Source organism: Arthrobacter sp. SE2 (assembly GCF_058244265.1).
Window position 1 is genome coordinate 148,090 of sequence record NZ_JBZAYA010000004.1, and the last position, 25,427, is coordinate 173,516.

At 64.6% G+C, this 25,427-nt stretch carries 25 protein-coding genes; 5 read left to right on the forward strand and 20 right to left on the reverse strand.

Going from position 1 to position 25,427, the window contains the following annotated elements; genetic code table 11:
- The first annotated feature begins 175 nt into the window (after window positions 1–175).
- Window positions 176–1,117 (forward strand): phosphodiesterase, encoded by a 942-nt coding sequence (locus AC4CS3_RS07465; RefSeq protein WP_490782862.1) that lies wholly within the window; start codon window positions 176–178, stop codon window positions 1,115–1,117.
- 4 nt (window positions 1,118–1,121) lie between these two features.
- Here AC4CS3_RS07465 and AC4CS3_RS07470 read toward each other — a convergent pair whose 3' ends face one another.
- Together AC4CS3_RS07470 and AC4CS3_RS07475 are read right to left on the reverse strand one after the other, a co-directional pair.
- Window positions 1,122–2,705, reverse strand: coding sequence for a stealth family protein (locus AC4CS3_RS07470; protein ID WP_490782863.1), 1,584 nt, complete (start codon window positions 2,703–2,705; stop codon window positions 1,122–1,124).
- A gap of 52 nt (window positions 2,706–2,757) precedes the next feature.
- Window positions 2,758–3,666, reverse strand: a complete 909-nt coding sequence (locus tag AC4CS3_RS07475) for a Cof-type HAD-IIB family hydrolase (protein WP_490782864.1) — start codon at window positions 3,664–3,666, stop codon at window positions 2,758–2,760.
- Window positions 3,667–3,836: 170 nt separating this feature from the next.
- Here AC4CS3_RS07475 and AC4CS3_RS07480 point away from each other — a divergent pair, with 170 nt between their 5' ends.
- Entirely contained in the window at window positions 3,837–4,136 is a 300-nt protein-coding gene (locus AC4CS3_RS07480; RefSeq protein WP_059388531.1) for a type II toxin-antitoxin system VapB family antitoxin, read from the forward strand.
- The gene (locus tag AC4CS3_RS07485) at window positions 4,129–4,863 is read left to right on the forward strand and encodes a LytR C-terminal domain-containing protein (protein WP_490782865.1); all 735 of its coding nucleotides are present in this window, start codon (window positions 4,129–4,131) and stop codon (window positions 4,861–4,863) included. Before AC4CS3_RS07480 ends, AC4CS3_RS07485 begins: the two co-directional genes overlap by 8 nt.
- A 51-nt stretch (window positions 4,864–4,914) precedes the next feature.
- Here the strand turns inward: AC4CS3_RS07485 and AC4CS3_RS07490 are convergent, their stop codons facing one another.
- The 17 genes from AC4CS3_RS07490 to AC4CS3_RS07570 form a co-directional block, all read right to left on the reverse strand.
- Window positions 4,915–5,556, reverse strand: coding sequence for a TetR/AcrR family transcriptional regulator (locus AC4CS3_RS07490; RefSeq protein WP_490782866.1), 642 nt, complete (start codon window positions 5,554–5,556; stop codon window positions 4,915–4,917).
- 114 nt (window positions 5,557–5,670) lie between these two features.
- The gene (locus tag AC4CS3_RS07495; RefSeq protein ID WP_490783048.1) at window positions 5,671–6,369 is read right to left on the reverse strand and encodes a DsbA family oxidoreductase; all 699 of its coding nucleotides are present in this window, start codon (window positions 6,367–6,369) and stop codon (window positions 5,671–5,673) included.
- 189 nt (window positions 6,370–6,558) lie between these two features.
- Window positions 6,559–7,089 (reverse strand): GNAT family N-acetyltransferase, encoded by a 531-nt coding sequence (locus AC4CS3_RS07500; RefSeq protein ID WP_490782867.1) that lies wholly within the window; start codon window positions 7,087–7,089, stop codon window positions 6,559–6,561.
- A gap of 122 nt (window positions 7,090–7,211) precedes the next feature.
- The gene (locus AC4CS3_RS07505) at window positions 7,212–8,546 is read right to left on the reverse strand and encodes an MFS transporter (RefSeq protein ID WP_490782868.1); all 1,335 of its coding nucleotides are present in this window, start codon (window positions 8,544–8,546) and stop codon (window positions 7,212–7,214) included.
- 123 nt (window positions 8,547–8,669) lie between these two features.
- Entirely contained in the window at window positions 8,670–9,143 is a 474-nt protein-coding gene (locus AC4CS3_RS07510; protein ID WP_490782869.1) for a heme-degrading domain-containing protein, read from the reverse strand.
- A gap of 8 nt (window positions 9,144–9,151) precedes the next feature.
- Complete coding sequence (locus AC4CS3_RS07515; protein WP_490782870.1) at window positions 9,152–9,505, reverse strand: Dabb family protein; 354 nt, start codon at window positions 9,503–9,505, stop codon at window positions 9,152–9,154.
- Window position 9,506: 1 nt separating this feature from the next.
- Window positions 9,507–10,373, reverse strand: a complete 867-nt coding sequence (locus AC4CS3_RS07520) for a TolB family protein (RefSeq protein WP_490782871.1) — start codon at window positions 10,371–10,373, stop codon at window positions 9,507–9,509.
- Window positions 10,370–11,239 (reverse strand): 3-keto-disaccharide hydrolase, encoded by an 870-nt coding sequence (locus AC4CS3_RS07525; protein WP_490782872.1) that lies wholly within the window; start codon window positions 11,237–11,239, stop codon window positions 10,370–10,372. The genes AC4CS3_RS07520 and AC4CS3_RS07525 overlap by 4 nt, the downstream gene beginning before the upstream one ends.
- 12 nt (window positions 11,240–11,251) lie before the next feature.
- On the reverse strand, window positions 11,252–12,250 hold the full coding sequence (locus AC4CS3_RS07530) for a sugar phosphate isomerase/epimerase family protein (RefSeq protein ID WP_490782873.1): 999 nt from the start codon (window positions 12,248–12,250) through the stop codon (window positions 11,252–11,254).
- Between the two features lie 48 nt (window positions 12,251–12,298).
- Window positions 12,299–13,483 (reverse strand): Gfo/Idh/MocA family protein, encoded by a 1,185-nt coding sequence (locus AC4CS3_RS07535; protein ID WP_490782874.1) that lies wholly within the window; start codon window positions 13,481–13,483, stop codon window positions 12,299–12,301.
- Window positions 13,484–13,492: 9 nt separating this feature from the next.
- Window positions 13,493–14,629, reverse strand: coding sequence for a Gfo/Idh/MocA family protein (locus AC4CS3_RS07540; RefSeq protein ID WP_490782875.1), 1,137 nt, complete (start codon window positions 14,627–14,629; stop codon window positions 13,493–13,495).
- Window positions 14,626–15,387, reverse strand: a complete 762-nt coding sequence (locus AC4CS3_RS07545) for a sugar phosphate isomerase/epimerase family protein (protein ID WP_490782876.1) — start codon at window positions 15,385–15,387, stop codon at window positions 14,626–14,628. The genes AC4CS3_RS07540 and AC4CS3_RS07545 overlap by 4 nt, the downstream gene beginning before the upstream one ends.
- A 48-nt stretch (window positions 15,388–15,435) precedes the next feature.
- Window positions 15,436–16,329, reverse strand: coding sequence for a carbohydrate ABC transporter permease (locus AC4CS3_RS07550; protein WP_345451599.1), 894 nt, complete (start codon window positions 16,327–16,329; stop codon window positions 15,436–15,438).
- On the reverse strand, window positions 16,329–17,291 hold the full coding sequence (locus tag AC4CS3_RS07555; RefSeq protein ID WP_490782877.1) for a carbohydrate ABC transporter permease: 963 nt from the start codon (window positions 17,289–17,291) through the stop codon (window positions 16,329–16,331). The genes AC4CS3_RS07550 and AC4CS3_RS07555 overlap by 1 nt, the downstream gene beginning before the upstream one ends.
- Window positions 17,292–17,301: 10 nt before the next feature.
- Complete coding sequence (locus tag AC4CS3_RS07560) at window positions 17,302–18,618, reverse strand: ABC transporter substrate-binding protein (protein WP_490782878.1); 1,317 nt, start codon at window positions 18,616–18,618, stop codon at window positions 17,302–17,304.
- Window positions 18,619–18,751: 133 nt separating this feature from the next.
- On the reverse strand, window positions 18,752–19,561 hold the full coding sequence (locus tag AC4CS3_RS07565) for a hypothetical protein (protein ID WP_490782879.1): 810 nt from the start codon (window positions 19,559–19,561) through the stop codon (window positions 18,752–18,754).
- Window positions 19,558–20,664, reverse strand: coding sequence for a Gfo/Idh/MocA family protein (locus tag AC4CS3_RS07570; protein WP_490782880.1), 1,107 nt, complete (start codon window positions 20,662–20,664; stop codon window positions 19,558–19,560). Before AC4CS3_RS07570 ends, AC4CS3_RS07565 begins: the two co-directional genes overlap by 4 nt.
- A gap of 187 nt (window positions 20,665–20,851) precedes the next feature.
- Here AC4CS3_RS07570 and AC4CS3_RS07575 point away from each other — a divergent pair, with 187 nt between their 5' ends.
- Both AC4CS3_RS07575 and AC4CS3_RS07580 read left to right on the forward strand, forming a co-directional pair.
- The gene (locus AC4CS3_RS07575; RefSeq protein WP_490782881.1) at window positions 20,852–22,072 is read left to right on the forward strand and encodes an ROK family transcriptional regulator; all 1,221 of its coding nucleotides are present in this window, start codon (window positions 20,852–20,854) and stop codon (window positions 22,070–22,072) included.
- 82 nt (window positions 22,073–22,154) lie between these two features.
- On the forward strand, window positions 22,155–23,351 hold the full coding sequence (locus tag AC4CS3_RS07580) for an MFS transporter (protein WP_490782882.1): 1,197 nt from the start codon (window positions 22,155–22,157) through the stop codon (window positions 23,349–23,351).
- Between the two features lie 197 nt (window positions 23,352–23,548).
- Here AC4CS3_RS07580 and aceB read toward each other — a convergent pair whose 3' ends face one another.
- On the reverse strand, window positions 23,549–25,201 hold the full coding sequence (aceB, locus tag AC4CS3_RS07585) for a malate synthase A (RefSeq protein WP_490782883.1): 1,653 nt from the start codon (window positions 25,199–25,201) through the stop codon (window positions 23,549–23,551).
- Window positions 25,202–25,427: the final 226 nt, after the last annotated feature.

The window sequence follows — 25,427 nt, forward strand, 5'->3', positions numbered from 1 at the left end:
GCGGCACATGTTTCAGTCAAGAGAGCCTGAAAATAAGCGAGGATCGCGGGGGCAACGCGAGTAATTTTCCAACATTCCGACCGTAAGTTACCCTGCGTTAGCCTTTTGTCTGGTTGGATTGGGTTTATTGGGGCAGACACTGGAGGCGCCGTCTCCTACCGACCCGAAGGTAGTAATGGAGCTCATCGAGGCCGAGTACCCGCGGCCAGGACACGTACTTCTGCACCTTAGCGACTCCCATCTGTTGGGAGGGTCGGAACCCCTTTACGGCGCGGTTGATAGTGAAGCCCACCTCAGGCAACTCTTTTCGGAAGTGCATGCGTCAAAGGTCCGCCCCGACGCCGTAATCTTCACCGGGGACCTCGCCGATCAGGGTGAACCCGGTGCCTACGCCAAACTCCGGTCGATCGTCGAACCTGCCTGTCGAGAGATGGGAGCGCGGGTGATCTGGGCGATGGGAAACCACGACGATCGGGCGAATTTCCGTGCGGGCCTCTTCGACCAGAGCGACAATAACGCGCCGGTGGATCACAGCTACTTCGTCAACGGGCTGCGGATCATTACGCTGGATACCTCCGTGCCCGGCTTCCATCACGGTGAGCTAAGCCAGGGCCAGCTCGACTGGTTGGGATCGGAGCTCGCGACGCCGGCTCCGGACGGCACGATCCTTGCCCTCCACCACCCTCCGGTCCCGAGCGTCCTCGATCTCTCGATCCTCGTGGAGCTGCGCGGCCAAGCCGCGCTGGCCGACGTCGTGCGCAATTCGGATGTCCGCTCCATCCTGGGCGGCCACCTGCATTACTCCACTACGGCCATGTTCGCCGGTGTCCCGGTATCGGTGGCTTCCGCGAGCTGCTACACGCAGGACCTCAACGTTCCTCAGGGCGGCACCCGCGGCCGTGACGGTGCCCAGGCGTTCAACCTTGTGCACGTTTACGAGCAGACGATCGTGCATTCGGTGGTGCCGTTGGGCAAATCGCCGACTGTCGGTGAGTACGTCAGCCCGGAAGCCACGAGGCGTCGGCTCGCCGAAGCAGGCATCCGGATTCCTCAGCGAGCTACGCACGAACGCGGTTCCAGGGTCGACGCGAAGAGCCCGGAGATGACCCGACGCTAGGGGCCTACTTCTCCCAGGGCGCCTTGACCGGGAAGTACTTCTCCATGAAGTCCGTCACGAGTCCGGCCCTTTCGTCGGCAGCCACCTCGGGGAAGCTGCCATCGTTGAGGCAGAAGAAGTCCACATTGCGTTTGGCGAGCAAGGTGGGCAGGTAGTGCAGCCCGGACCACAGGGTTGTGTCCACATACCTGACCTTGGCTGCCGTCTGCGTCACTGCCCGGCCCGTGAGCAACGAGTAGTAGTGGTAGAACGAGTTGGTCACGGAGATGTTGTCCGCCGCACGGAACCTGCTGGCCGCTGTCTTGGTGAATTCGGCCGGAAACTCGCGCTCCATCTCTGCGATCACGCTGCGCCGAAGGGGTGCGGCGGTGTGCTCCAGGTGGCGCGTAGTGATGCGCCCGAACCGCTCCCAGAGAAGCTTCCTGTTGACGCGGGCCGCGTTCTCGAAGCCGCTGCGTTCGGCGTCGTTCTCTCCCAGTCCGATCCGGGTGGAGGCTTCGATGAACTTGGTGATTCCGCCGGGAGTGAAGAACATGTCCGGTGCAACGGGCCTGCCGAAGAACATGTCGTCGTTGGAATACAGGAAATGCTCGGAGAGGCCCTCAATGTGGTGCAGCTGGGATTCCACGGCCTGGGAATTGTGGGTTGGCAGCACTGTGGGGTCCTTGAAGAACTCCTCGCTGCGCATGATCCTGACGCTCGGGTGCTCGGCCAGCCACTCCGGGGCGGGGGAGTCCGTGGCGATGTAGATCCGGCGAATCCAAGGCGCATACATGTACACCGAGCGCAGGGCGTACTTGAGCTCGTTGATCTGCCGGAAGCGGGCCTCGTGGGCGTCGCCCTCGCCCACGATTGCGTCTTTCATCTGCTCGCGGCGGGCCGCGATGTATGCGGGATCGTTGCCGTCCACCCATGAAAAGACGATGTCGACGTCGAAGTCGATGTCGCTCGCGTGGTCCGCGAACATGTTCTCGATGGTCGGCCAGCTCAGCCCGTGGCGTTCCACCGTGCCCCGGACAGCGTCCTGGCGCAGCATGGTTCGCCGGGTCAGGGAGTTCTCCACCGGCAACACGAGCTGATCGCCGTCGAACTCCCACAATTCCAGTTGCACGCCCAAGGAAGGACCGTAAGTCAGCCCGCCCCCGGGTTCCACGCGTGGACGGAAGAGCCGGAAGATCCTGGCCTTCCGGTTGCTTGAGAGCTCGCCGTCGGCTACGAGCAACGTGGATTTCTTCCGCGCGTCAACGGTCATGGAGTAGAACGGCTCGTTCCGGAAAGCCGAGACCAAAGCCTGGCGCAGTTTCTTCCGGAGCTTCCAATCGACGGCGATCACGGGCCGGTGGTCGTTGCCGCGGACCAAGATGAAGTCCAGACCTGCCGCGTCCAGCGCGGCGCGGATCACGAGGAGGTCTTCGACCATCACCTGCTGCGGCGTGCGGTTCTGGTTCAGCAAGCTGTAGCGGCCGCGGTGGCGGACGACGTCGGGGCGGTGCTTGAGGCGCGCCTCGACTGCGGGCGATGTCGGTTCGGGAACCACCGCATCGTCGTCGGACGGGGGGCTACCGAAGTAGATTGCTTGCTGGTCCATGTCTGTGATGGCTTTTCTCCGAAAGGTTGTGGTTCGCGCGAGCTTGGTGGACCTAGCCCGCCAAGGCTTCACGCCAACTGCGCAGGAATGCGCCTCCGGCGTCGTCGTGAATGATGTCGTCGCCCAGGCCGAGGTCTGTGGCTGTAAGAACATCGTAGGGCTTGTTGGGCACGCCGTCGGCGGGCCGGACGTCGACGTGCTTGACGCTGTGGTCATTGTGGTGGAGCCAATCCGCCATGGCGTAGTCCGTGCGCGAATCGCCCACTGTCCGCCAGGCCTGCGGGGTGATTCCCTGGGCTGCGAGTAGCTCCACTGCGCGGCTCGCGCCGAGGTCCTTGCCGAGCCGGATGGACTCGATGTCCGTGGAGATGATGGTGGGATCCAGACGGTAGTCAGCGGCGTCGTCGGACTCTGGCGCGTGGTGATCCAGGAGCGCGGCGGAGAGTCCGTGCCTGCCCATGAGCTCCAAAGCATCCGCGTCGAAGAGCTTCTGTTCGGCCAGGTAGTCGTCACTTGAGACGTCCAGATGCTGTTCCACCGACACCATGGCGCGCTTTGTCTCGTCGAAGAACATGTGCGTCGCGTAGTCCTCCGCCACCATGCGGCGGACGTCGTCGCCGTAGGCCTTCGGAACAGCAAGGGCGTGGTCCACATGGATGGGTCCCGGGCCGGCCGAGGTGTAGCTGAACCACACCGCGCCCTTCTCGCAAATCGCATGGACCACAGTTCCCGCAGGCATTCCGGCGGCAATCATGGGTGCCATGACCTGCTCGCGGATGAAAGCGTCTGAACGGCCGGTGTTGAAAATGACGGGGATGCCTGCGGATGCCAAGCCCACGAGGTCGGCGATGATTTCCGGCTTCACGTCGCGCGTCACGGGACTCGCGACAGGGCCGTCGACGTCGAGGAGGAGTGCGAGGGCGGGAGCAGCCGGGTGCGTGCCTGGCATTGAAGCAGTCATGAACCCATTCTGTCAGTCCGGCGTGATGGCGGCAGCGGTGTGACGGCCGACGGCGGCAGCCGGCACTGTTTCAGCTCGCACCGTCCGTCAACGGTTACCTTTTGGCCACAACCTTGGTGACCGACTTCTCATAAGTTCCCTTGGACGCCTTACTTCTTTAGGCTTGCAAAGTGATATTCAAAGCTGTGGGCGAGGGACGCCCGTACCCCGACCATGGTTTTTCCACGCCCAAGGACTGGGCCTCGCTGCCGCCCCGTCCTGTCCGGCTCGATGAACTCGTCACCACCAAACGCACGCTTGACCTTGAAGCACTGTTGGCGGAGGATTCAACGTTCTTCGGCGACCTTTTCCCACATGTAGTGCAGTACCAAGGGCTGCTGTATCTCGAAGACGGGCTCCACCGTGCAGTCCGTACCGCGCTCCACCAGCGAACGGCCATCCACGCCCGGGTCCTGGTGATAGATGGTTAACGAAACAATCCCGGAGGAGCAGGTGGCAGTGCCCGAAAATGCGGATCCGAGGAAGCGCCGGAAACGTCCCGGTCGTCAGAAAGACGTGACGATCCTGCACGGGCACCGGGTTGTCACCGGTCCGGAACTCCGGGCAACTTTTGCCGAGACTCCTGGACCCGAGAGCCATCCTGGGTGGTTCAGCCGCCGCCTCTTGCATGGGATCGTTCTCGCGCTGCTCGTCGGATTGGTGGTTGCCGGACTCGTGGGCGCGTGGGCAGTCATCAGCGGCGTGATCCGTTTCCCCTCCGCCGTTGCAAGCCAGGCGCCGGCGGCCGTGTGTCCTGCGACTGTTTTCGACTACACGCCCAACAACAAGATCAGCGTGAATATCTACAACGCCGCCGGCAGGGCCGGTCTGGCCAAGAACGTGGCAGACCAGTTGAAGGCGCGGGGATACAACGTTGGCACGGTCGATAACTCCACCACCAGCTACACCGGCCCGGCCATGGTTGTTTCGGGATCGGGCGGTCAAGCGGCGGCTTTCAACATCCAGAGGAACATCGCGGGCACCGACTACTTCCAGGACCAACGCACGGATGCCTCCGTGGACCTCATCCTCGCGCCCGGCTTCTCGGCACTGGTGCCGGCGGAGCTCGTGGACAACACCCCGGGCAAGCTCAGTTGTCCCCGTCTGGAGCAGCGGATCGCCGACAACGCGAAGCTGCCGGTAATGCCGACGCCGTAGCGTGGGCCTTCCATGGACTGAGCCAGCGGCTGCGCCGGCCCCGCGGCAAGGTCACGCCAAGCGCGCGGGCCGGCCGTCGTCGTCGAACCTTGCTCCTGCGCCCAACTGGATGAACCGCACGGTCTGGACCAACCGCTCCTCAAGCTCGTCCAGCTCCGTTCCGATCGCGGCATTGCCGCGTGCCGCGCTGGAGGAAAGAGTTCCGTGGATGAGCCTCGCCAGCTGGCCGACGTCCGTGGGCGGGAGGTAGCCGGCCGCGATTCCGTCGCGCAGGATGTCCTGGAGCAGCAGGTTGAGTTCGCCGACGTGATCTGCCAATTTCGCAAAGGAAGCGGGAGAGAGGACAGCCCCCATCGCAGGGCCCGGCGGGAGGTGCCGGCGGCTCAGATCTTCCACCTGGGCGCGCACGTAAAGGGCCAAGCGGTCCACCGGGTTCTTCAGTGCGGCGAGGGATTCGCGCAGATCGCCCAGGAATCGCTCGGTCTCGTCGAGCGCGTACGCAATGAGGAGCTGTTCCATGTCGGCGTAGTAGTTGTATACCGCCGTCCGGCCGACGCCGGCGTGCCGCGCGACGTCGGTCATGGTCAAGCCGGGCAGGCCGTGGGTGAAGAGCAGTTCCCCGAAAGCTGTCAGGACCCGGCGTCGGGTTTCAGCGCGTTGCGCCGCATTGCTGGCGGCCGTAATCCTAGGCATACAGACACTTTACAGGGATCTGTCAGCAAAGTTGGGTGCGTGCGGCGCGAGCTGGCAGCAGATGACCTTGCAACGCGCCGTTGGGGTCATCTGCTGCCAGCTCGCGCAAATCTTCTAGATCGCGCAGCCGTCCGGGCCGCAGGCGTCGGCGTCGGGGCTGCCGACGGCGACTAGAGGATTCGCTTCCTGCCATGCCTGTGTGAGGGCCTGGGTGAAGACCTCGGAGGGCTGAGCGCCGGAGAGTCCGTACTTGCGGTCGATGACAAAGAACGGCACGCCGGTGACACCAAGCATCCGGGCTTCGGCGATATCGCCACGTACGTCCTCTGCGTACTTGTCGGTGCTGAACAGCTCCCCGACCTCGGCTTGCGGCAGGCCCAACTCGCTGCTGAGCTTGGCCAGGTATTCCTGGCTTCCGATGTCCTCGCCGTGTTCAAAATGGCCGCTCAGGAGCTGCTCTTTGGCTTCGTCCTGCTTGCCGTGGGCGGCAGCCAAGTGGATGAGGCGGTGTGCCGTGAAGCTGTTGGCCACCACGACGTCGTCGAAACGGTAGTTGAGGCCCTCGCCCTTTGCCTGCAACGCCACGTGCTCGAACATCTGGCTGACCTGCGCGGGGTCCATGCCCTTGCGCTTGCTCAGGTAATCGAGCTCTGTGCCGTCGTAGTGTTCCGGGATGCTCGGATCCAACTGGTAGCTGCGCCACTGGATTTCGACCGAGTCGCGGTGCGGGAATTCAGCAAGGGCTGTTTCGAACCGACGCTTTCCGATGTAGCACCACGGGCAAGCGACGTCTGACCAGATCTCAATCTTCATGGTGGCGACAACCGGAAGCGGGGGCCGGGCATTCCCGGAATGGGCTGTTGGACTGGTCACAGCCCGGCGTTCACGATACGCAAAATGGTGTGCGACGCAGAAACGGGCAGGCGCTACGGGTATCCGAGCCGCGTGAGACTGTTTGCGCGTCGCAGGCCCATTTCCGCGTCGCTGGCCGCTCCAGGATAACTAGACCGCCCGCTCCATCACGAAATCGTGCTCCACGGCATCGCCCAAGCGGAACGACTTGGTCCCGACTTTACTGAATCCACTCTTCTCATAGAAGCGGATGGCCTTGGCGTTCTGGCTGTTGACGCCAAGCCACACCCCGGCAGCACCCGAGCCGGCAGCGCGGTCCAAGGTGGCCTTCATAAGCTCCGCGGCAGCACCCAAGCCGTGGTGTTCCGGATGCACATAGCACTTGCTCAGTTCCGTGCAGGGGTTGAGCGTCAGGGCCGAAGCCACGTCGGTATCGCTCGTGGGGCGGGCCACGAGCATGCTGTAGCCGCGGAGTTCGCCGGCGGCATCGATGGCCAGGATGGTGATGTCCGGATCGGCGAGGTACTCCGTGAACTTCTCCGCGCTGAGGGTCTTGCGCAGGTGCGCAGCGATGTCCTCGGGCGAGGATTCCGGCGGACAGGCGAGCGGAAAAGTGACGGCGGCAAGCTCCGCCAGCCGTCCGGCGTCGTCCGCTGTTGCTTCACGGATTGTCTGGCTCATGCGGTCCTCTCGGGAATGCGGCGCGGAAATGCCCCTCAAGACTGATCTTAAGGGGCATTGAAGGAGAGATCACGACGGAGGTGGCCCGCCGAACCGTTCCGCTTCCGTGAGCGCCGGGGTGCTTATGCCTGGGCTTCCTGGAGCAGGCGAAGGTCCTCTTCCGGCTGTGGATCCCGGCCCAAAGCGAGGCCGATGATCGTCACGACTGCCGTGGCCAGCAAGTACCCGGCGATCAGGAGCCAGTTGCCGGAAGCCGTGTAAAGGGCGGTGAAGATCAACGGGGCCACAGCTCCACCGACCACTCCCGCTACGGTGTAGGCGAGGGAACTGCCGGCGTAGCGGAGCCTGGCGGGGAACTGCTCGGTGATGAAGGCTGCCTGCGGGCCGTACATGAACGCGTGCAGTCCCAGGCCGATCACCACGCCCACGGTCAAGACCAGGACGGAGCGTGACTGGATCATCAGGAAGAACAGGGGGATATACACCGCGGTGGCCGCAGCGGTGATGCCGTAGACCAATCGGCGGTTGAACCGGTCCGTGACCGCTCCAGCGGCCGGAATCAGGATGAGCTGGAAGGCCGAGCCCACCAAGACGGCGCCCAGCACGTTGCCGGTGGTCATCCCCAGTTCCCTGGTGGCGTAGACGGCGACGAAGACGGTGAACAGGGAATACAAGACGTCGGGGCAGATCCGGCACAACGCGGCGGCGAGGAGGGGACGGAACTGGGTGGTGAGGACTTCCTTGATGGGAGCCTTGGGCCGTTCGCCGGTGGCTTCGATGGCCTTGAATACCGGGGTTTCCTCGAGCTTGAGCCGGATGACCAGGCCGAAGGCAACCAGGATGGCCGAACTGAGGAAGGCCACGCGCCAACCCCAAGCGATGAAGGCATCGTTGCTCATGACGGCGGCGAGGACGGCCAGGGCGCCGTTGGCGAGCAGGTTGCCCGCGGGCGGGCCGATCTGGGCTGCGGAAGACCAGAATCCGCGCTTGTTGGGATTGGCGTATTCGCTGGACAGCAGCACGGCGCCGCCCCATTCGCCGCCAACACCGATGCCCTGTATCAGGCGGAGGAGGACCAGGATGATCGTGGCTCCAATGCCGATGGTGTGGTAATCCGGCAAGGCGCCGATGAGGACCGTGGCCGCGCCGATGAGTACGAGGGTGATGACCAGGACGTTCTTGCGTCCGATCTTGTCCCCGAGCCGGCCAAAGACGACGCCGCCAATAGGCCTGGCGAGGTAACCCACCGCGAAGGCCGAGAAGGAGAGTAGGAGGCCGGTGTATTCATCGTTGCCCGGGAAGAAGATCTTGGGGAAGACGAGCGCTGAGGCAACGGAGTAGATAGCGAAGTCGTAGTACTCCAGGGAGGTGCCTGTGACGCTGGCGATGAAGGCTTTGATGGCGCCGGCCGAGGGTTTGCTGCGCCGTGTTGAACTTGGCGAAGTGGTCGCGGACATGGTTCCTCCATGGAACGTTGGGCGGGCTTTGTGATCCCGATCTCAATCGGGGCCTACACCCAATGATGCATCACACGGAGGAATTGTTCAACAATTTTTTGGCGAGAGTTCTTGCTGAGGCCCTTAGGCGGTGAGATGTTGCCGGATCCCTTCGACAATGAGGTCATGATCCTCCTGCGATGAAAGGCCTGACGCCGTGACGGCGGCGACCACGCCAACGCCACGGACCCGCACGGGAAACGAGCCCCCGGTCACGGCATAGTCGGCGCCGAGCCACCCTGTGGCGACCGGATCGATGCCGGCGGAGGACAGCCGGGCTTCGACAAGTGCGCTGCTTGCTTCCATCCGCAAGACGAGTGCGGATTTCCGTGCGATCCACGATTCCTGGTCCGGTGTGATTCCGGGCAGCGCAGCGCGGAAAAGGATGAGCCCGGGGCGCCGGATATCGATGCCGATCGCGTGACCGGCATCCTGGGCCATGCTGGTCAACCGTGAGCCGAGCCTCCAGGCGTCGCCATGGTCGAAGGAGGTGAAAATCAGCTCCTCTTCCTGGCGTTTAAGCGTCTCCAATGCTTCAAGAGCGGTGATATCAGCCATTGAGCCCCCTACCGTCCTTCCTGGCCGTAGGGTTCGAAATCGAACTCCTGGAAGTTGGACACTTCCTTCGCCCACCGGTTCTCCACGAATCCGACGTGGGCAGGATGGTCATTGTAGGAATTGAAGGCCTCCGGGCCGTCGAACTTCATTTCGAACTGAAAATTGAGCGGGCTCTTCTTCGAAATCTGGCGGGACACCCGGAAGTCCTGAACCACTGGTATTGCGGTCAACGTGGCGACTGCTGCGTCCAGGAATTCCCGCTCCCCGGAGGAGCCGGGCTCGTGGATGAGGGAGAAAGTAACGGTGTGGCGGATCATGGCATTCCAATCGAAGTGGGTGGGAGTGGCTTCCGCAAAAGCCACTTTAGTTTTCCGGGTAGGCGACAAAAGCGAATCGGCTGGAGTCGGGTGACCAACTGTTGACGTTGAGGGTTCCCTGGCCGCCGAAGAGGGGCCATGTGTGGAGCGGAGTCGCCCAGTCGCTGGTGGAAACAACGACGACGTCGACCGGCAAGTCCGCGGGGTGGCCTACCGTGCCGCAGGGGAAGCGGATGTAGCTGGCCAGGCGCCCGTCGGGCGAGAGGTGCGGGAACCAGTCAACGGTGTCGCTGTCGAGCAAGCGTTCGAAGTCCGTACCGTCAACCCGTGCGCGGGCAAGTTGGGCATGCCCGGCCTGCGTGGTGAATGACTCGGTATTGAAGTAGAGCCATTTCCCGTCCGGAGAGTACTCGGGCCCGTCGCAGTGGCCAGGTCCGGTGTCCACGAGCGCCGCTGGGCCGCCGGCCGCCGGCATCGTCATGAGTTGACCCGGCTTGCTGAAATCGCCGCCATCGATGCCGACGTAGGCGAGTTCAAGTCCGTCCGGACTGACGCCGTGCAGGAAATGGAAGGACTCGTTGTCGGCGCTGAGGCAGTCCGCCTCGCCGCCGCGAAGATCTGCGCGGTAGATGTGGCCGTCATTCGCCGAAAGGTAGATGGTGGCGCCGTCGGGTGCGAGGACGTGGTCGTTATTGAGGTCCGGGACTCCGGTGATGGCTATCCTCTCGAGTCCTCCGGAAAGATCCAGCCGCCACAGGACACCGTCCCCGTTGAGGATGAGGGCCCGGCCATCGAGCGTCCAGTTCGGCGCCTCCAGCAGCATCTCGTCCGTGGTGAAGGCCAGTTCGGAAGTGCCGGTGGCAGAGGCGATCCAGACTTCGCAGCGCTGGCCGTTTTGAAGGGTACGGATCACTGCGAGTCCTCGCTGGCGCCGGTCGGAAGTTCCTTGATGCGGATGTTCCTCCACCGGCATTGTGCTCCGACGCCCCAGCGTGCCTCGCCGAACATGGCGTCGTTGTCGTGGACTTCGAGCGCAATGTGTCCACGGTCGCCGAGCACCTTGTGGACCGCGTCGGCGTCGTAGTCGGGGGATTGCAAGGTGGCGGTGTCGAGTTCTGCGATCTTGAGTCCATTGATCCACGTGGTGATGACCGGCATGGCGCCCACGCAGCGGATCCGCAACTCGTTCCAGTCGTCCCAGCGCCACACGTTGAGGAAATCGTCAACGTCGGCCGCGTAGCTGAGCCGGGAACGCTTCTCCTCGGTGACGGGTTCCACCGACGTGGCCGGGTTGTCGGCCACAAGTCCGGTGGGGCGGCCGGCGTCGTCACGGGTGACGTCGATCGCGAACGGAACCGCCGAGAAACTTGCCAGTCCATTGCCGAAGAAGCCACCGATCCCGCCGGACGGGCGGTGGTCCACAAGGACTTGGAATCCTTCCCAGCTGTCGCGTTGACGCCTGATCATCACGCCGGTGTCGGCAGGCCAATCGGGGCGCATCTCAAGGAGCAATTCGAAGTCCCCGAACGCCTGGTCACTGACAAGGTAGCCGCCGTAGCCGCTCCCAGGAGCGTCCTGCTCGCCGATCAGGACGCCGTCTTCAACCTTCCAGCGGGCAGGATGCTTCTCCGGCTCCACAGGGCGCTGAAGTCCGAGGCTGTCGAAATGCTCAAGGACGCTCGGCCCACCGGGATACACCGAACCGTAGATCCGGGGTACGGCGTGCCATCCGGCGAGGCTGACGCCGTCGAACAGCGGGACGAACCCGTCGTTACTCACGTCGGACATTCCTTAGTCCTGGCTGAAGGCGGCGTCGAAGCTGGTTTGCGAGGGCGGGAAGTCGTATTTTTTGAGGTTGGCGAGGGCTTCGGGGGCGCCGTGGAGGCGGTCCATGCCGGCGTCTTCCCATTCGATGCTGATGGGTCCGGTGTAGCCGATGGCGGTGAGGGCCCGGAAACTCGATTCCCAGGGGACGTCGCCGCGTCCGGCGGAGACGAAGTCCCAGCCGCGGCGGGGGTCGCCCCAGGGCAGGTGGGAGCCCAGGACGGTGTTGCGGCCGGTGGGGCGCAGCTTGGTGTCCTTGCAGTCCACGTGGTAGATCCGGTCCTTGAAGTCCCAGATGAAGGAGACGGGGTCGATGCCTTGCCACATGAAGTGGGAGGGATCCCAGTTCAGCCCGAACGCTTCCCGGTGCCCGATCGCTTCCAGGGTGCGCACGGTGGTCCAGTAGTCGTAGGCGATCTCGCTCGGGTGGACTTCGTGGGCGAACCGGACCCCGCATTCGTCGAAGACGTCCAGGATGGGGTTCCAGCGGTCGGCGAAGTCCTGGTAGCCGGCCTCGATGACCTTCTCCGGGACGGGCGGGAACATGGCGACGTACTGCCAGATGGAGGAGCCGGTGAACCCGACGACGGTGTCCACCCCGAGCGCTTGGGCGAGCCGTGCGGTGTGTTTCATTTCCTCGGCGGCGCGTTGGCGGACGCCTTCGGGATCCCCGTCGCCCCAGACCTTCGCCCCCACGATGGCTTGGTGGCGGAAGTCGATGGGGTCATCGCACACGGCCTGGCCCTTGAGGTGGTTGGAGATGGCCCAGACCTTGAGGTTGTACTTGTCCAGGACGGCGACCTTGGATTCGACATAGCCGGGTTCGTCCCAGCGCCAGGCGTCCAGGTGGTCCCCGGAGACGGCGATTTCCAGGCCGTCGTAGCCCCAGCCGGAGGCAAGGCGCGCGACTTCCTCGAAGGGCAGGTCGGCCCACTGGCCGGTGAACAGGGTGTACGGGCGGGGCATTGGTTCTCCTTGGGAAAAGTTTTGGGGCGTGCAACAGGTGCAGGGCTGTCAGTGGCCGGCGACCTGGATGATCGCGGACTTGGCATCGGCGGATTCTTCGATGGCGGCCAGGACCTGTTGGACGGCGAGTCCTTCCTCGAACGACGGCGACGGCGGGGTCCCGGCGTCGATGGCTGCCAGGAAGTCACGGATTTCGTGGGTGAAGGTGTGTTCCCAGCCGATGACGTGGCCCTGGGGCCACCAGGCGTCCATGTAGGGGTGTTCGGGTTCGTTGACCAGGATCCGGCGGAAGCCCTGCTCCCGGACGGGCACCGTAGCGTCCATGAAACCCAGTTCGTTGATGGATTCCAGGTCGAACAGGAGCGAGCCCTTGTCGCCGTAAATTTCCATCGTGAGCGAGTTCTTCTTGCCCGTGGCCATGCGGGAGACTTCCACCGAGGCGACCGCCCCGGAGGCGAGGGTAAGCGTGGCCCAGGCGGCGTCGTCGACCGTTACTTGTTCCGGACCGTCCGCCCCGGGGCGGCTGTCCACGAAGGTGTGCAGCCGGCCGGAGACCTCGGTGACTGTGTCCCCGAGCAGGAAGAGGACCTGGTCGATGGCGTGGGAGGCGATGTCGCCCAACGCGCCGGATCCGGCGGTTTCCTTGTTCAACCGCCAGGTCATGGGGGAGTCCGGGTCCACGAGCCAATCCTGCAGGTAGGCGGCGCGGACGTGCCTGACCGTGCCCAGGCGGCCCTCGGCGATCAGTTCCTTCGCCAAGGCGAGGGCAGGGACGCGCCGGTAGTTGAAGCCGATCATGGACTGGATGCCGCGCGCGCGGGCGGCGCGCGCGGCTTCCGTCATGGTTTCGGCCTCGGCCAGGGTGTTCGCGAGGGGTTTTTCCACGAGAACGTGCTTGCCCGCTTCCAGCGCCGCGATGGCGATTTCGGCGTGCATCCAGCCCGGGGCGCAGATATCCACGATGTGGATGTCATCGCGTTCCAAGACCGAACGCCAGTCCGTGGCGGACTCGCTCCACCCGTACCTGGCCGCGGCCTCGGCAACCTGTTCCGCGTCCCGGCCCACGAGCACTTTCTGCTCGAAGGCCGGAACGTCGAAGTAGCTGGCCACGTTCCGCCACGCGTTCGAATGGGCTTTGCCCATGAACGCGTAACCGATCGCGGCAACACCCAGGGTTTTCTTGCCCGGTTCGCCGTCGTGAAGGGTGGTGGGGGTAGGGGCGGAGCTAGTCATGAGTGATTCCTAGAGGGTGGCGGCCATCGGGTCCCAGTCCTCGGGGAGGGCCTGGGAGGTCACGGCAGAGCTGTCGACGCCTACAAAGGTGCCGGTTTCGGCGGACTCGGAAATGGACACCAGGGTATCGACCACATGATAGGCGAGGGCTCCCTGGGCGCGGTGCGGAACACCGGCGCGCAGGGACCGGGCCATGTCCAGCACGCCCATGCCGCGGCCGTTGGCCGGTCCCGTGGCGGGAATGATTTCCGCTTCCTCGGCTCCGGCGCGCCAGAGCTTGAGGTCGCCGTCGAAGTAGTTCGGATCCGGCAACTCCAGGGTGCCCTCGGTGCCGGTGATCTCCACGAAGCCCATCCGCAGGCGGGGGGATTCGAAGCTGAAGACGCTGTGCGAGGAGGCGCCGCCCTCGAACTGGAGCATCGCGGAGACATGGGTGGGGACCTCGACGGGGAATTCCTCCCCTGCCTTGGGCCCGGAACCGACCACGCGGACGTCTTTGGCCTTGGACCCGACGGCGGCGACCTTGCGGACCGAACCGAAGGCCTGCACGAGCGCGGTGATGTAGTACGGGCCCATGTCGAAGAGCGGACCCGCGCCGTGGGCGAAGAGGAACGCCGGGTTCGGGTGCCAGGACTCCGGGCCGGGGGTCTGGAACATGGTCAGGGCGGTCAGCGGGGTGCCGATGTCACCGCGTTCGATGATCCGGCGGGCTGTCTGCAGCCCCGCGCCCAGGAAGGTGTCCGGTGCGCAGCCCAGGCGGATGCCGGCGGCGTCGGCCGTCTTCAATAGCGCCAGCCCGGATTCGCGGTCCAGGGAGAACGGCTTCTCGGTCCAGACGTGCTTGCCGGCGTTCACGGCAGCCGTTGCCACCTCGACGTGCGCGGCCGGGATGGTCAGGTTGACGATGATCTCGACGTCGGGATGGTTCAGTGCCGCGTCAACGCCACCCCACTCCGGGATGCCGTATTCCTTGGCCCGCGCTTCCGCGGCTTCCTCGAACAAGTCCGCGATGACGTGGACCAACAGGTCTGGGAAGACCGTCAGGTTGTCCAGGTAGGCCTTGCTGATGTTGCCTGCGCCGATGACGGCGACGCCCACGGGCCCCCGGCGGGTGGACGGGGTGGACTGGTGCGTTGCGGCGCTCATGCGTTCACTTCCTGTGCTCCTGCTGTTGCAGCGGAGTCCCGCAGGAATGCGAGGCTTTCGGCGATGCCTTCGAAGATGTCTCCGGCGTAGTCGTCGAACTCCACGACGCCCACTTCCAGGGACTTGGCGGCGGCAACGACGTCGAGCACCGGGATGGTGCCCTGGCCCGCGGGCAACTGGGCTTTCGTGTCGGTGGTGCCGGGGCCGTCCTTGATGTGAATGAACTTCACACGGTCACCGAGGCGAGCGAGAAGTTCCACCGGGTTCTGGCCACCGACGGATACCCAGTAGGTGTCGACTTCCAGGACCAGTTCCGGGTCAAGGAGGCCTTCGAAGTACTCCAGGGCCGTCTGGCCCTCGATGGTGGACTCAAGCTCCCAGGCATGGTTGTGATAGCCGACGCGGATGCCGTATTCGGCGCCCTTCTTCGCGGCGGCGTTGAGCTTGGCCGCGGTGGCCTGGATGTCCTCGGCGTTCTGCCAGTGCTCGGCAGGCAAGTACGGGTCGATGACCGTGGCGATGCCCAGTTCCTTGGCGGCTGCGAAGATCTCGTCCTGGTCCTGGCTCAGCAGCGGCGCGTGACCGGACGGGGCGCTCAGCCCGTTCTCCTTCAACGCAGCGCCGAGTTCCTTCGCCGTGGCCACGAAATTGTAGGGTTCAACCTGCGTGTAACCGATCTCGGCAACCTTCTTGATAGTGCCCGGCAGGTCCGCCTGCATGGCATTGCGCAGGGTGTACAGCTGGATGGAGTAAGACATGGTTTTCCTTTGCGTTGTCAGTTGCGTGAAAAGTTCGGGTACCGGCTGTTAGCGGCCGGCGAGGGATCCGCCGATGCCGCCGACGCTGAAGTACTTGTTCAGGGTGGCGAAGACGATGATCGGCGGGAGCATCATGATGACCGCGAGGGCCATGACACCGGACCAGTCGGTCTGGTTTTGCTGGAAGAACGACTGGACGCCCATGGGGAGGGTGAAGATTTCGTTGGAGCGCAGGAACACGATCGCTACGAGGTAGTCGTTCCAGGCCAGGAGGAAGGCGAAGATGGCCGTGGACAGGATGCCGGGCAGGGAGTTGCGCAGCACCACCTTCGTGAACGATCCGAAGACCGAGCAGCCGTCGATCCAGGATGCTTCCTCGAGGCTGACCGGGATGGAGTCGAAGTAGGCCGCCATCATCCAGGTGGCGACTGTCATTGTCGAGCCGACGTAGATGATGATCAGTCCCATGAGGTTGTCCACGAGTCCCAGGTTTGCGAACAGGATGAACAGCGGCACCACGGACGTGATGATCGGCAGAGACTGCATGACGAACAGCAGCAGGGAGTAGCCGGAGACGGCCCTGGATCGGCCGCGGGAGAGGACATAGCCGGCAGGTGCGGCCACGGCGACGGCGACGATCACGGTGCTGACGGTGGTGATGAGGCTGTTCTTGAGCCAGGTGGCGGCCAGGGTCTCGGAAAAGACGTTGCTGAGGTTCTCAAACGTGAGGCCGGTGGCGGTGCTGTTGGGGCCCGGGGTCAGGGCCAGGACCACGGTGACCATGATGGGGACCAGGACGATGGCAGTGATGGCCAGGATCAGGACGAACCGCCACCAGCGTCCGCGCATGCCTGCTTCGGAGAGGACGCGGCGGGATTTCTCGGGTCCCGCGACACCGAGCGCGGGTCCGGATTCGGGGTGGGCGTGGAGTACTGCGCTCATTATTCGACGCTCGACTTTCGGATCTGGCGGTACAGGAAGACCGACACGACGACGAGGGTGAGGGTCATGAGGAAGGCGATGGCAACGCCGGGACCGGTCTGGAAGTCCTGGAAGACAGTGCGGTAGGCCAGGACCACGAGGGAGGTAGTGGCGTCAACGGGGCCGCCGCCGGTAAGGAGGTAGATGGTGGGGAAGTCGTTGACGCAGAAGATCGTCATCAGGATCCAGCTGATGTAGGTGGAGCGGGCGATCAGCGGCAGGGTGATCTGGGTAAACTGCTGCCATTTGCTGGCACCGTCCATGCTGGCGGCTTCATAGACGGTTGTGTCTACCGAGGCCAGTGCTGCCGAAATCATCATCATCATGAAAGGGAAGCTGACCCAGACCTTGAACACCATGACCATGACCGCGGCCAAGTGGGGGTCCGCCAGGAACAGCGGCGTGCCCAGTCCGAGGTTCCGGAAGATTGAGGGGATCAGGCTGTCCGGAGTCGCGACGAGCCAGTTCCAGGCCGTCGAGGAGACCACGATCGGAACCACCCAGGGAAGCAGGAGCAGGACCTTGAAGGTCCCGCCCGCCGGGATTTTGGTGCGCAGCAGCAGTGCGAGGCCCAAGCCAACCAGCCAGGAGCCGAAGACGCCGACGATAGTGAACCACAGGGTGAACTGGGCGGCCTTCCAGAAAGCCGGGGAGGTCAGGACATGGCCGAAGTTCTCGACTCCGACGAAGTTGCCGGTGTCGATCAGGGAGCCGTCGTGGGTGGCCTGGACGCCGGCATAGACCAGCGGGTAGCCGTGGATCAGGACGAGCAGGATGACCGAGGGCAGCAGGAGCCAGAAGAACGTCCGCTTGGTCTGCCCCGAAAGTTTGCTCTTGCGGTTCAGGGACCCGCCGCCGGACCCGCCGGGAGCGAGCCCCCGGCGGGCCCGGGCGAGGCCGGACTGTGTTGTGGTGGTTGACATGGCGACGGCTTTACTTCTTCATGACGGACTCGAGGCCGGTCTTGAAGGCCGTGAGCGCCGTCTTGGCGTCGGTCTTGCCGGTCAGGATGGTCTGGGTGAACTGGTTGAGTGCCTGGCCGCCGTCGAGGACAGCGAGGTTGGCATTGAGCGAGGTTCCCTGCGCGGCGAAGGTCTTGGCGATGGGCTGCCATTCCTTGACGATCTTGACGTTGTTGGCGTCGCTCGTGAATTCGGGCATCTCCGTGATGGATTTGAAAACCGGCAGAGCGTTCATGAGCTTCTGGCGCCACAGCTCCTTGAGCTGTCCCATGTAGTAGGTCAGGAAGGCCTCGGAGGATTCCTGGGACGGGGTGTTCTTGTACATCATGATGTTGTTCGGGAAAACGAGTCCGTGCTTGTCGCCGTGCGGGCCTGCAATCGGGCTGGCCACCATGATGTCGCCGGAGGTGTCGCCGACGCGGGCCGGCACGCCCAGGACGTACGGGCCGAAGGCGGCTTTCTTGTCCTTCCACTGCGCGTTGAGGTTGTCCGTGGTGTAGCTGACTGCAGCAGGGTCGATGATGCCGTTGGAGACCAGTTCCAGAAGGTACTCCGTGGCTTCGACATTGCGGTCGTTCATGACGTCCAGCTGGCCGTCCTTGGTGAAGACGCCACCGCCGTTGTTGACCATCATCATGATCATCGAGTGGTTGCCGATGTTGTTGCCGGCGCCGGACCCGGTGGCGAAGCCGAAGGCGCCGATCTTCTTCAGTGCCTTGCCTGCGTCAAGCAGCGAGGCCCAGTCGGTGGGCAGCGCGACGCCGGCCTGGTCGAAGAGGGACTTGCGGTACCAGAAGACGCGCATGTCCAGCTGCCACGGAACGGCGACGTAGCCCTTGTCGGACTTGAACGGGTCCAGCACGCCGGGCAGGAAGTCGTCGAACTGGCCGTTTTTCTTGAGCGCGTCGATGACCTTGTCCGCGTACGCGATCTGACCCTGCTGGTCGAACTGGAAGGCCTGGAAACCGCCACCGGTGGACACCGCGGGACCGGTCTTGGACGCAATGGCCGAGGAGAAGGTCTGGTAGAAGTTGTTCCACTGAATGATCTGGTAACCGGTTTTGCTGTTGCTGCCAGTCGGGACGTAGGACTCGGTGATCTTCTTCGCGGCATCGTTATATGCCGGGGTGGCCCACGGCATGTCCCAGAACTTGATGGCGCCGCCAGCGGAGCTCGAGCTGGAGCCGCCTCCACAGGCTGCGAGCAGGGGGACAGCCGCTACTGCCGCCGTGAGGCCGAGGAAACCCCTGCGGGAGAAATTACGGCTGGCTTCGGATTTAACATTCATGATGATTCCTTTCGGGACCGCTGCGTGGTCTTCGCGTTTGGTGCGGTCCGGCTCGTCTTCGAGAAGGTGAATGATTGCTTTGGTGCTCGGGCTTGCTCGATTGTTGCTGGTTGCGTAGTTGAGGAGCTCGGGTTCAGGTCAGGTGCGCGATGGATTCCGTCAGCCGCGCAAAGCCGGACAGATCGGAGGGGAGAGTGCCGGCGTCGAGGTGTTCCTTGAGCCGGCGCCAGGTGGTGCGGTGGGCGGATTCGTAAAGCGTGGGCAGGAGGATTTCTCCTTGGGGTCCGGTGGCCCGGACTTCCGCCGGCCAGGCAGCAAGCGGTTCCGGGACCGCGATGCTGACACCGCCGTCGTCGGTGTAGAGGCGGAAGTCGACGCCGGCGGGCCGGGAGTTGCTCAGTACGCCCTGGATCGAAACCGGAGCACCGTTGGCGAGGCGCCCGGAAACCGCGTAGCCGTGCGTGCCGCGGCGGAGGACGCGAAGCGCGTCCAGCTGACCGGTGACGCGTACGACAGCGGCGAGATGCTCGGTCAGCAGCCGTTCCGGATCCGTGCCTGCCGCGGCCGTCGCGACCGTATCCAGCATGGCGGCACGGCCTGCTACCGAGCGGACGGCGTCTTCTGCTCCGGCGAGACCGGGATTGGAGGCCCAGCGCTGGTCCAGGACAACCGCGACGCCGGCTGCCCCAACGGCGTTGAGCAGGGCGGCGGTGCTTTCCGGAACCGGGTTGACGACGACGATGCCCGACGCGCCGCCGTCGATCGCCTTGATGGCCTCGGTGGTCCAGCCAGGAGCGCCGTCGATGGCGGAGACGTGTGCGGCGTCTGCCGGCGTCGCGTCGTTGCCGGGGCCGAAGCTCGCCGGAAGCGAAGCGACCGCGAGTGCCACGGCGCCGCTTTCCTCGGCCTGCGGGGTGGCGGTGACCGTGTACTGGGGGCTCATGAGCGGGCTCCTGCGTGGCTGTTTGCGTGCTGTGTATGCTCGGCTGCCGCCTCATCCACTGTGGCGTCGGCGATCGCTATCGCGAAGGTGAGGTCATTGATGAGGCTTTCGGCGGACGGCGGTTGCTTGGTTCCGAGGGCCAGTTGGGCGAGTTCGCGCCATTCGCCCTCATAGCCGTTGTGCCCGAACGGTCCGTACGTTGTGCTGGTGGTGCCGCGGGTGATCGTTGCGACTGCAGAACCGGCCTGCACGTAGGAAGGAGTGAAGTCCACGCGAAGGGCTGCGTCGTCCGAGATTGCCTCGAAGGCCCATTCCGGCTTCCACGTCTTGTTCATGGCTGCCCTGAGTTCGATGATCCGGTCACCGGCTCGCAGGGAGATCACATACCCGAAGGGGCGTACGTGGCGCGCCTGCAGCACTTCCAGGTCTTCGAAATCCGGGGTAAAGCGGCGGACGAGGGGAAGGTCGTGGATGGCGAGCCCCATGATGCCGCCTCGGAGGGCGTTCTTGATGACCTCGACGTCGCTGTAGTCAGGGGTGCCGCCTGCGGGCCGGGTGATGATTTCGGTGGCGAAGTCTTCGAAGCGGGCGTTGGGCGGAAGGACGATGGAGGAACGGATGGTGTGGACGTTCTCGGGGAGATCGCCCCAATTGGCTTCGGCTGCGAGCCAGCCTGGATCGAAAGTGTGCATGGCGCCCACGATGATCGGCACGCCGGTTTCCTCGCTGACCGCCGAAATCCGGGCCGCTTCCTCGCCGTTCATGGCGAAAGGCTTTTCGCAGAGGACGGCTTTCTTTCCTGCATGGCATGCGGCGATGACTTGGTCCGCGTGGAACTGGTGGGGGCTGCAGATGGCCACGATGTCGACGTCGGGATCGCCCAGGAGCGCGGCCATGCTGGTGCTGAAGTTCGCGCCGACGCGGGTTGCGACCGATTCGGCTACAGCGGCGTCGACGTCCATGATGTGGCGGACTTCCAGGATGTTCCGGAGCCGGGCGAGGGAAGGAAGGTGGATTGCTTGGGTGACCGGGCCGGCTCCAAGGATGCCGACGCCGAGGGGCGGTGGTGATCCTAAAGGTGCTGCCTGTGACTGGCTGGACAAGATCAGTTACCTCTTCGTAAACGGAGTCTTTGTAGTGTCAGCGCGGCTTTGTGGGCTACGTGACCCTTCTCACAACTAACTGAGAACAACATATGTCGACTTTTGACGATGAGCAAGCAAAAGTTGAAAATCAGTCGACAATCTTTTGCTGCGTGACACCCATAAGCAATCGTGCTATCACTGATGCATGACCTCAGCACCCGGAAAAGAGCCCGGCAAGGACGGCCCGGTACAGGACGCCGGAAGCCTTTCGCGTGCGGGAGACCTGTTTCAGCTTCTTCGCGACGGACAGGCACGAACCCGGGCCGAACTTGCCCTCACCACCGGGCTGGCCCGCTCCACGGTCGCCTCGCGCATCGACGCCCTCATGAATTCGGGACTAGTGGGCCCGGCCGGTGAGGCGAGCTCCAGTGGCGGGAGGCCGCCGTCGCGCTTTGCCTTCAACCCGGCGGCGCGCGTTGTCTTGGCGGTCGACGTCGGAGCGACGCACGTGATCGTCGCGGTCACCGATCTCGGTGGAACAGTCCTGGCCGAGCGCCGCCTCGCGCAGGAGGTCGCTGACGGTCCCGATGTGGTGCTCGGCAGGGTGGTGGCGGCAGGGCGGGAGCTTCTCGCCGAAGCCGGCCGCAACCTTGAAGACCTAGCCGGGATCGGCATCGGACTGCCCGGCCCCGTGGAACACGACACCGGCAGGCCGATCAAACCGCCGATCATGCCTGGCTGGGACGGATTCGATGTAGTCCGTTACATGCAGCGCTCACTGCCCGTTCCCGTCCTGGTGGACAACGACGTCAACATCATGGCCCTGGGCGAACGCACGGCGTATTGGCCGGACCACGACAATTTGCTCTTCATCAAAATCGCCACGGGCATCGGCGCGGGCATCATCAGCAGCGGTGAACTGCAGCGCGGCGCCAACGGCACTGCCGGGGACCTCGGCCATGTCCGGGTTCCCCGCGGCGACGACGTCCTGTGCCGATGCGGGAACTACGGCTGCCTCGAGGCACTCGCCTCCGGACCCGCCGTCGCGCGCCAGCTTCAAGCCCAAGGCCTGGCGGCTACCAACGGCGGCGACGTGCTGCGGCTCGTAGCAGAGGGGAACCTCCAGGCCATCCAGGCACTCCGGCAGGCGGGACGCGACGTCGGCGATGTCCTGGCAACCGTGGTCAACCTGCTTAACCCCTCCATGATTGTCATCGGCGGCAGCGTGGGGGAGGCCGGCGAGCACCTCGTGGCCGGCATCCGCGAAGTTGTCTACCGGCGCTCCCTTCCCTTGGCCACCTCGCATCTGCGCATCGGCATCTCGATGGCGGGCGACCAGGCCGCGATCCTCGGTGCGAGCCAGATGGTCACCCAACACGTTTTGTCCCCGGCCGTGATTGAAGCCACGCTCCAAGCAACGGGCTGACGGGCCACTATGGCGCTCGGCCGCGGCATGCCGTGATAGCAATGAAGGTGATGCCTACTTTCCCTGCCCTTCACTGCGCCCCATGACCGGCCAATTCCTCGCCAAGGTCCCGCGAGGCTGGCTGATCCTCGCGTGCATCGGCCTCATCGCCCTCAACATGCGAGGACCGTTCGTCGCGGTGGCGCCGGTGGTGGATTCCCTGAAACGGGATCTTGGATTCTCTCCCGTGGAACTCGGGCTGCTGACGGGGATTCCCGTGCTCTGCTTCTCGCTCGCCGCGCCCTTGGCCTCAATGGCCGGACGCCGGTTCGGCGCCGAGTTCGCGGTGATGCTCACGCTGGTTGGTGTCCTGGCTGGCGTCGTGATCCGCTCCAGCGGCGGAGGTGTTCCGGTCATGCTGGGCACCGTCCTCATCGGCCTCGCCATCACCATCGGCAACATCGCAGTGCCGCTTATCATCCGCCGGGACTTCGCGCCGCGCCGCCAGGCAACCGCGATGGGGGTCTACACGGCGGCGCTGAACATCGGGTCCTTCCTGACTTCGGTGGCCACTGCCCCGCTCGCCGAACTCGTAGGCTGGCGGCTTGCCCTCGCGGCAAGTGCCCTACTGGCCTTGGCGGCCATCCTGTTCTGGATCCCTACTGTCGGCGCCCGGCAAGCTTTCGTACCCGCTGCGGTGCCGGCCGCCTCGGGCTCGCGGGGCGGCAAGGCTTCCGGTGTTGGCTGGCTGACGGTTGGCCTGACGCTCGGCTTCGCCGGCCAGGCGTTTTCGTACTACGGCGTGACGGCGTGGCTCCCAAGCTTCCTGGCCGATGAGCTTGGCATGGGCACAGCGCAAGCCGGCGCGGGATCGTCGCTCTTCCAGATTTTCGCGATTGTGGGTGGGCTCGGCGTGCCGCTGCTCGCCCGTTTCGCCAGTACGACGGCGGTGGCGACCACCTTGGGTGCCTTGTGGCTCACGGTGCCCCTGGGTTTGTTGTTGGCCCCGGGCTGGTGGTGGCTGTGGTCGTCCCTCGGTGGAGTAGCGCAGGGTGGCGGCATCACCGTCATCTTCATCGCCATCATCAAGTTCGCCCGCGACCAAGCCTCTGCAGGCAAGATGTCCGCCGTCGTGCAAGGGGTGGGTTACTGCTTCGCGGCCCTGGCGCCAACCATCATCGGCTACGTGCACGGCATCTCCGGCAGCTGGACCGTGCCGCTCCTGGTGATCCTTGGCTCGGTCGCCGCGTTCTGCGTCTGCACCACCCTCTCGGTGCGCTGGGTGGCCCGGCAACGCTAGGTGCCCTGCGCCGCCGTCGTCCCTTAACCCCGCGCGAACTGGCAGCAGATGCCCCTTCCCGAGCGTTTTGAGGTCATCTGCTGCCAGTTCGCGCGTGTTGGTGGAGGGTTCCGTCGCTGGGCTGCCTCCCCGGCCATCGGGGTCACTTGTTGCGAAGAGTGCAGGCAGCCCAGCGGCGGGGGCTTTTATCTACGGGTTCAGGCGGCCACGAGTTCTTCCTTGGTCGCTTCCTCGCGGGCTTCCGTGAGGTACCGGGCGTAGGCCGGGATGGTCAGGAAGGTGGGGAACTCCTCGGCCAGGGTGACTTCTTCGAAGATGCTGCGGGCATCGTTGAAGCGGTCGTCGTCGAAGCGTTCCAGGCGTGCGAACTCTTCGTCCAGCAGCTCGGTGACCCATTCGCGGCTGATGAGCTCGCCGGTGTCGGTGATGGCGTGGGAGTAGATCCACTGCCAGAGCTGGGAACGGGAGATCTCCGCCGTTGCCGCGTCTTCCATGAGGTTGTGGATGGCCACGGCGCCGTTGCCGCGCAGCCAGGACTCGATGTAGCGGATGCCCACTTCGATGTTGTTCCGGATGCCGGTCTCGGTGATGGTTCCCTCGGTGGAGGCGACGTCGATCAGCGCACGGTCGTCCGGGGTGACATCCTCGCGCGAGCGGTCCAGTTGGTTTGGACGCTCGCCGAGTACGCCGTCGAACACTTCGCGGCACACCGGAACCAGGTCAGGGTGCGCGACCCAGGAACCGTCGAAACCGTCGCCGGCTTCGCGGGTCTTGTCAGCGCGGACCTTCTCGAACGCTGCCGTGTTGGCGGCCTCGTCCTTGCGGTTCGGGACGGCTGCGGCCATGCCGCCGATCGCCATGGCGCCGCGGCGGTGGCAGGCCCGGACCAGTTGCTCGGTGTAGGAGCGCATGAATGGCTGGGTCATGGAGACCTGGGCGCGGTCCGGCAACACGAAGCGGGGGCCGCGGGTGCGGAAGTTCTTGATCACCGAGAAGATGTAGTCCCAGCGGCCGGCGTTCAGGCCCGAGGCGTGATCGCGCAGCTCGTAGAGGATCTCCTCCATTTCGAACGCCGCGGTGATGGTCTCGATCAGCACCGTGGCGCGGATGGTGCCCTGCGGGATGCCGAGCAGGTCCTGGGCCAGGATGAAGATGTCGTTCCAGAGGCGGGCCTCGAGGCGGTTCTCGATCTTGGGCAGGTAGAAGTACGGGCCCTTGCCCTGTGCGAGCAGGCGGCGTGCGTTGTGGAAGAAGAACAAACCGAAATCGACAACGCCACCGGCAACGGGCTTCCCGTCGATGAGCATGTGCTTCTCGGGCAGGTGCCAGCCGCGGGGCCGCACCACGATGGTCGGGAGCTCCTCGGCGGCACGGAGCTTGTATTCCTTGCCTTCCGGTGAGGTGAAGTCGATCCGGCGTTCCAGGGCGTCCGTGAGGTTCAGCTGGCCCTGGACGACGTTGCGCCAGGTGGGGGTGGAGGAGTCTTCCATGTCCGCGAGCCACACCTTGGCGCCGGAGTTCAATGCGTTGATGGTCATCTTCCTGTCAACCGGCCCGGTGATCTCCACACGGCGGTCTTCCAGGCCCGGCGCCGGGGGAGCGACCCGCCAGTTCGGATCATTCCGGATGTCCGCCGTCTCCGGGAGGAACCGCGGGTCCTGTCCGCTCGCGATCTGGCCGCGGCGGGCGTGCCGCGCCTGCATCAGCTCCTGGCGGCGCTCCGCCGTCGCGCGGTGCAGGGTTGCCACGAACTCGAGGGCGTCCGGGGTAAGAACCTCGTTCTGCCGGTGGATGGGCTGGGCGGTCAGCGTGATGCCGTTGAGCGTGTAATTGTCAGTGAAGCTGTTCATTTCAATCTCTCCTCAGAGAAGCAAATGTTCGACGGCGGGTGCTGGGCTGGGTGCGTGGCTGGGTCCCGTGTGGCTGGGTCCGGCCTTCGGACCGGGGTCCGGTGCCGGGTTGCGTACCGACCAAGGCAATCCTCCGCGTGCTATTCCCCAGCCCCGCCCGAAGAGGCCTCGCAAAGCTCGGCCGTGGCGGGGACAGGGCCCCTTTTACGCACGCTTCCGGATCACC